General features: G+C 67.1%; 5 protein-coding genes and 1 tRNA gene. 3 read left to right on the top strand and 3 right to left on the bottom strand.

Translation table 11 applies throughout. The features are described 5' to 3' along the window. Nucleotides 1-1,538: asparagine synthase (glutamine-hydrolyzing) (gene asnB, locus Q8R27_RS13090; RefSeq protein ID WP_305699428.1), on the bottom strand; the 1,538-nt coding region annotated here is incomplete at its 3' end. Continuing rightward, nucleotides 1,538-2,566, bottom strand: coding sequence for a glycosyltransferase (locus Q8R27_RS13085; RefSeq protein ID WP_305699427.1), 1,029 nt, complete (start codon nt 2,564-2,566; stop codon nt 1,538-1,540). The genes asnB and Q8R27_RS13085, both read right to left, overlap by 1 nt. Before the next feature lie 95 nt (nt 2,567-2,661). Here Q8R27_RS13085 and Q8R27_RS13080 point away from each other — a divergent pair. Together Q8R27_RS13080 and Q8R27_RS13075 are read left to right on the top strand one after the other, a co-directional pair. Next, nucleotides 2,662-2,738: transfer RNA gene (locus Q8R27_RS13080), tRNA-Met, on the top strand. 245 nt (nt 2,739-2,983) lie between these two features. Then, complete coding sequence (locus Q8R27_RS13075) at nt 2,984-3,130, top strand: hypothetical protein (protein ID WP_305699426.1); 147 nt, start codon at nt 2,984-2,986, stop codon at nt 3,128-3,130. Nucleotides 3,131-3,193: 63 nt separating this feature from the next. Here Q8R27_RS13075 and Q8R27_RS13070 read toward each other — a convergent pair whose 3' ends face one another. Continuing rightward, on the bottom strand, nt 3,194-4,795 hold the full coding sequence (locus tag Q8R27_RS13070; protein WP_305699425.1) for a sensor histidine kinase: 1,602 nt from the start codon (nt 4,793-4,795) through the stop codon (nt 3,194-3,196). Between the two features lie 699 nt (nt 4,796-5,494). Between Q8R27_RS13070 and Q8R27_RS13065 the strand changes: the two genes are divergently transcribed. Further along, on the top strand, nt 5,495-6,538 hold a 1,044-nt coding region (locus Q8R27_RS13065; RefSeq protein WP_305699424.1), incomplete at its 3' end, for a CaiB/BaiF CoA-transferase family protein.

The raw sequence follows: 6,538 nt of genomic DNA, 5'->3' as shown, positions 1-6,538 counted from the left end.
GCGATAGTCCCGACCCGGCGCGCGATGTCCGCAGCGCGCGGCGCGATCCAGGTCTCGACCGGCACCGTGAAGCCCTTCTTGCGTCCCCATGGATCAGCCGACGGGCAGGCGTGCTGCAGCCAGCGCCGCAGCAGCCATTTGCCGTGACGCCCGCGCACCTTGTAGCGATCGGGCAGGGCCATGGCGAAGGCCGCCACCTCCGGGTCGAGGAACGGCGTGCGGCCCTCAAGGCCGTGCGCCATCAGGCAGCGGTCGAGCTTGAGCAACAGGTCGTTGGGCAGCCAGGTGGCGACGTCGCCCCACTGGGCGCGTTGCAGGCCGTTCAGCGCATCCGGCGCGGCGGCGGCGTCGCGCCAGCGTTGCAGCACCTGTGGATCTGAGGTCTGCGGCTCTGCCGCGCGACCGCCTAGCCAGGCTGGGCGCCGCGCCCGTCGATAGCGTCCGTAGCCGCCGAAGAGCTCATCGCCGCCTTCACCGGTCAGCACCACGGTCAGGGTGTCCCTGGCGGCCTGCGCCAGTTTATAGGTCGGCAATATCGCGTAGTCCGCCGTCGGGTCGTCCAGCGCCCAGGCGACCTGGGGAAGGATGCGCCAGAAGTCGGCCTCGTCGAACAGCGTTTCGTGCCACTCAAGGTCCAGAGCGCGGGCGACACGTTCCGCCTGGGCGCGCTCATCGCGGGCGCCGGGCGCGTCGAAGCCGCAGGTGAAGGCGGTCACCGGGCGCGCGTTCAGGCGAGCCATCACCGTGGCGATCGCCGAGGAATCCACACCACCCGACAGGAACAGGCCGTAGGGGACGTCGGCGCGCTGGTGCACCTGCACCGAGTCCTCCAGCACCGTGTCGAGCTTGCGCACCAGCTCCATCTCGCCGCCCCGCGCCGCCGCGCGGGTGGAGGCTAGCGCCGGCCGGCGGCGAGGCTGCGCCAGACGACCGTCTCTGACCTCGACGACCTCGCCGGGCGCCAGCCGGCGCACGCCCTTGAAGATCGTGCGTTCGCCCAGCGTGTAGTTGAGCGCCGCCAGTTCGCGGGCGGCCTCGAGATCCAGTTCCGCCGCCAGCAGACCGGCGGCGATGAAGGCGCGAGGTTCGGAGGCGAAGGCCAGGCCCTGGTCCTGTTCCAGCAGGTAGAGCGGCTTTATCCCGAATGGATCGCGGGCCAGCCACGTGCGGCCGTCCGCGCCCAGCAGGCAGAGGGCGTACATGCCGCGGAGCCGGTCGAAGGCCGCTTGGCCCTCGCGTCCATAGAGGTGCAGCAGGGGTTCGAAATCGGACCCGGTGGCCAACGCGCCTTCCAACCCGTGGTCCCGGGTGAGCTCAACGTAGTTGTAGATCTCGCCATTGCCGATCACCGTGGAACCTGCGGCATGCAGCGGCTGCCAGCCGCCTTCCAGGTCGATGATCGAAAGCCGCGCGTGCCCTAGCGAACAGCCGGGCGCAGGATCTTCCACCCGCACGCCGTTCGGACCGCGGTGCGCCAGGGCCTCGATCATCAGCCGCGCCGAGCCGTCCACACCCAGCAAGCCCGCGACGCCGCACATCAGCCGGCGCCCAGGTCCGCGAACAGGGTGCGCCATTGCTCGACCACGGCGGCGGGTGAGAACTCGGCCGCTACCCGCTCCGACCCCTTGGCTGCCAGTCGCACCCGCAGGGCGTCGTCCTCCAGCACCCGGCGCGTGGCGTCCGCCAGCGCCTCGGCGTCGTCGATCGGGACCAGCAGGCCGTCCTCGCCGTCGCGGATCAGCGCGGCCGGCCCTTGGCTGGCGGCGGCCACCACCGGCAGGCCGTGCGCCCAGGACTGGATCACGACATTGCCCAACGGCTCGAAGCGCGAGGGAAAGATGCAGACGTCGGCCGCCCGGTAGAGCGCCGAGGGGTCGTTGCGCCAGCCCAGAAACCGCACCCGCCCGGCCACCCCCAGAGCATCGGCCATCGCCTTGAGCTTGGCCTCCAGCGCACCGGCGCCGGCGATCCACAGATAGGCCTCGGGCAGCCGAGCGAGCGCCGCCAGCGCTACGTCGTGGGCCTTGGCGTCGTGCAGGCGGCCCATGGCCAGGAGCAACGGCGCGTCGCTCGGCGTCGCCAGCGCAGCGCGCTCGGCTGCTGCGCCTGCGGCGGGGGCCGCGGCGAAGTTGGGGATGTAGCGCACGCGGCCCGCCGGCCAGCCCTGCTCCACCACCCAGTCGGCGATGTGCTCGGTGTTGGCCACCAGGGCATCGAAACCGCGGTAGTATTTGAGGCTGTAGTAGCCGCCCAGCCGCCCGACCCGCGCCCAGGGCCCCTTTGGCGTATGGCGCGCGGCGCGGTTCATCCAGGCCAGCGCCAGGCGGGTGTCGTGGCGACGGGCGAACGCCGCAACGCGGGGTTTGGTCAGCAGGTCGATCGGGCCGCCGAAACCGAACACCCCGACGCTGGCGCCTGACTTGGCGAGCGACGTCGCGCGCGCCTCATGCCGGCGGATCGCCGCAGCCTGGACGACGCCCGCCTGGTGCAGGGCCTGGACGAGGTCGAGGAAATAGGTTTCCGCGCCGCCTTCGCCCGAAGTTCCCAGAAGGTGGAGGACGCTCATGCGTCGGGGAATCTAGCCCGCGCCGCCCAATGTCCCAAGCCGCTTGAAGGCTGGCGTTTCGTTGCCTATACCCGGCGCTCGCTGAAAGGCCCCGTGGCTGGGTAGCTCAGATGGTTAGAGCGGTGGATTCATAACCCACAGGTCGGCGGTTCGATCCCGCCCCCAGCTACCAATCTTTTCAGCGCCTTAGCTGGCTTTCGTGGCGGCGCCATTGGCTCTGGAATCTGATGTGCGAGTGTGAAGTTGTGCATGAGTGTCCCCGATCCACCGCGCGCGCGCGCGGCGATCGCCAGGGGTTCAAGCCGGACGGGCGGCTGAGGGACTCTATCCCGGCGGCTGGCGTGACCTGTCGTGAATGATCGTCCCACAACGCTAGAGCGGGCCTTCCAACTGGCAAGATCGGGCAGAATCACCTCCTTGACCGAGCTCGCCCTGGTCCTGCGCGCGGAAGGCTATTCGGACGCCAAGGCGCAGCTCACCAGTCGCAGCCTCAAGCTTCAGCTTAAGCAAATCTGGACTGCGGCGAGCCTCGCCGTTCCGACGGACGCTGTGAAACTCGACTGAGCCCGAGCGCCCGCGGTGTAGAGCACAGCGGCGTTCGACTAGGTTTCGCGGCCGGCCCGTACATCATGGGATCTTCGGGCGGTCCAAGCGCGTATCGCACGCGGCGTCTGCGCTTTGCTGCGCCAGTTCCGCATGGAATTCCGCACCCCTGGATTGATCGAGGCCAAGGTCGAGCGCGATGTCAGCCCGAAGCCCCGTGGGCGACAACGTCACGCTCGCCCGCCCGCCCAGGTCGCCCGCGAGACGCTCGATGAGTCGCGTGCCGAAGCCGGGTTTCACATCAACGTCGACCAGCCGCTCGATGGTTTCGCGCCATTCGACGAGGCCCTGCCGACCGACGTGCGTCGCGCGAACGTTCAACCTGCCCGCCGGGGTGGATAGCGCGCCATACTTTGCAGCGTTGGTCAGCAGTTCATGGACCAACATGCCGAGGCTCACCGCCGCGTTCGGCGCAAGCGACATGGGCTCGCAGCGCAGGTCCACCTGACCCGCCCCCAGATACGGCGCCAGTTCCGCCTCGAGGATTGCAGAGAGCTCCACATGACCTGATTGACCCCGAATGAGCAGGTCCTGTGTGGTTGCGATCGCGTGGATGCGGTCGCTGAGAGCGGATCTGAATTCATCGACGGTCTTCGCGCTTTTGCCAGTCAGCATCGCAAGCGCCTGCACCGTGGACAGGATGTTCTTCACGCGGTGGTTCATCTCGTCCACCACCAGCCGCTGGCGTTCCTCCGCCATCACCCTCGCCGTGACGTCGTGTCCCTCGACGAAAATGCCGGAAACCTGTCCGGAGGCGTCCCTGATCGGCTGGAAGACAAAGTCCACATAAAGCAGTTCAGGCTCCGCGCCCGCCGCCCGCACAACGCGGAGGGGCGCACGCGTCCCCACGTGCGGTTCGCCGCTGGCGTAGACCTCTCGGAGCAAGTCCAAGAAGCTCTGCGCGGCTATCTCCGGCAGCACCTCATGCACCGGACGGCCGATAAGGTCGTGGCGTCCGACGAGGCGCTCGTAAGCGGTGTTGGTGAACTCGAAAACGTGCTCCGGCCCACCGAGTATGGCGACGAAGCCAGGGGCCTGCACAAACAACTCGTGCAGCCGCTCCACGTCGGATCGCAGTTGGGCGTTGCGCTGGTCAAGCGCATCGCGGGCCAGGTGGGCTTCGGTCACGTCGTTGCAAACCACAAGCACGCCGCCCACCCCGCCGGCGTCGTCGATCGGGCTGTAGCCATAGGTCCACCAGACGTCCCGAAGGCCGCCATGCCGGGTAATCGGCACAAGCTGGTCGTCGTTCCAGGTCGAGCCTTCGCCACGCATCACAAGGTCGACCTGGGGCCCGATGATCGGCCAGATCTCCGCCCAGCAATCGCGACCGCGATCCCCGAGCGCCGAGGGATGACGCTCCGGGCCCATGGTCTCGGCATAGGCGTCGTTGTAGCACTGGATCAGCTCCGGCCCCCACCAGATGAACATCGGGTGACGAGACGTCAGGACCAGACGGACGGCCGTCTTCAAACTCTGCGGCCATTGATCCGGCGAGCCGATGGGCGAGCGGGCCCAGTCATAGGCGCGGATGCGCTCGCCCATCTCGCCGCCGTCGCCAAGGAAGAGATAGTTCGGCGAAATGTCCATGACCTGACGGGATCCGTCGTTCTTGAAAGGAGCCAATCAACACCCCTGGCATCACCGTCGCTCGAGAGAATTCAGAGATTTTCCCCTCGGCAAAATGAACATGCGCTGTTGTTAACGCGGAATCCAGGGCGTCGACCCCAGTGCGGGTCCACGGCAATGCACGCCGCAACGCCCTAAGGCGACCATCACGGCGTCGAAAGCGCCTGGACCCGAAGGTCGAGGTCGGCGCTGAAGTGATCCAGGCCACAGGCCCAAAGGCACGAAGCGTTTGCATACCTCGCAAGACGTCTGGTCGATCAAAGAAGACGCCGTTCACAATCGCATTGTGTTCAAATAATGACGGGATAAACCAGAGATTACAGAAAAAATGGAACACACTGCAAAGTTGTGAGTTGAATAAGTCAGAGGTGCCTTCGCCATGACTTGTTTGACGTTCACTATCGTTAACAAACCCGAAGGCTGGTTTGTGAAAGGCCACGACTGGATGGGGCCGTTCGCGTGCCGGGAGCACGCTGAGTTGCTGGTTGATGGAATGTCTAGCGCTCTGCGCAGTCACGGTGAGCCTGTGACCGTAGCGCCTGTGGATCGCGACCCGTCCAACCTGCCTACGTGACGATGCCGGGAATGGGTTCGCCCTCTCGCATGGCTCTACGCTTCATCGCGCAGGCTCCCTTCCCCTGACGCCCCCGCGCCGGTACTCCGTTGACCAACGAGAATTGGAACGGGGAGGCGGCCATGGCCGGACCACTGAGCGGCGTGCGTATCGTCGAAATGGGCGGCATCGGTCCTGGACCGTTCGCCGCGATGATGCTGGCCGATAGCGGCGCCGACATCCTGCGCATCGAACGCCCTGGCGCAAATCCGAACGAGTCGAGTTCGATGATGCGCAATCGTCGGCGGGTCACCGTCGATGTGAAATCACCGGACGGGCTGGAGGCGATCAAGCGGCTCGCGGCGGAAGCCGATGGATTGATCGAGGGTTTCCGTCCCGGCGCCATGGAGCGCCTGGGCCTGGGACCCGACGTGTTGTTGCAGCTCAATCCTAAGCTGGTCTATGGCCGCATGACCGGCTGGGGCCAGACCGGTCCCTTCGCCTCGTCCGCGGGCCACGACATCAATTACATCGCCATCTCCGGCGCCTTGCACTCGGTCGGAAGACGGGGCGCTGCGCCCGTCGCGCCGCCGGCGCTTATCGGCGACTTCGGCGGCGGCGGCATGATGCTCGCGTTCTCGATGTGCGCGGCGCTGCTCAACGCCGCGAAGACCGGCAAGGGCGAGGTGATCGACTGCGCCATGTCGGACGGCTCGGGCGTGTTGATGACGGCCTTCCATGAAGGGCTGGCCCGGGGATCGTGGATCGACGAGCGCGGCGCCAACGTCGTGGACAGTGGCGCGCACTACTACGACGCCTATGAGACGGCCGACGGCGCCTTCGTCTCGATCGGGGCTATCGAGCCGCAGTTCTACGCGACCCTGCGCAAGTTGACCGGGCTGGACGCCGACCCGGCGTTCGACGCCCAGAACGATCGCGGCCAATGGCCGGCGCTGCACGACAAGATCGCGGCCCTGTTCAAGACCAAGACCCGGGCCGAATGGTGCGACCTGCTCGAATACACCGACGCCTGTTTCGCGCCTGTGCTCAGCCTGACCGAAGCCCCAGAGCACCCGCACGCCAAGGCCCGCGGATCGTTCGTGACCATCGACGGGGTCGTCCAGCCGGCGCCGGCGCCGCGCTATGCGCATGCTCAGCTCGATACGCCGCGCGCCTGCGAGCAGGTG

It is taken from the genome of Phenylobacterium sp., assembly GCF_030697305.1.
GTDB lineage: Bacteria > Pseudomonadota > Alphaproteobacteria > Caulobacterales > Caulobacteraceae > Phenylobacterium.
The sequence above is the reverse complement of the archived record's forward strand: the minus strand, read 5'-3'. Positions and strand labels throughout refer to the sequence as shown.

Bases quoted from the DNA above. Each gene is read 5' to 3' on its own strand.
- Q8R27_RS13085 (WP_305699427.1), bottom strand. From the start codon at position 2,566: ATGAGCGTCCTCCACCTTCTGGGAACTTCGGGCGAAGGCGGCGCGGAA.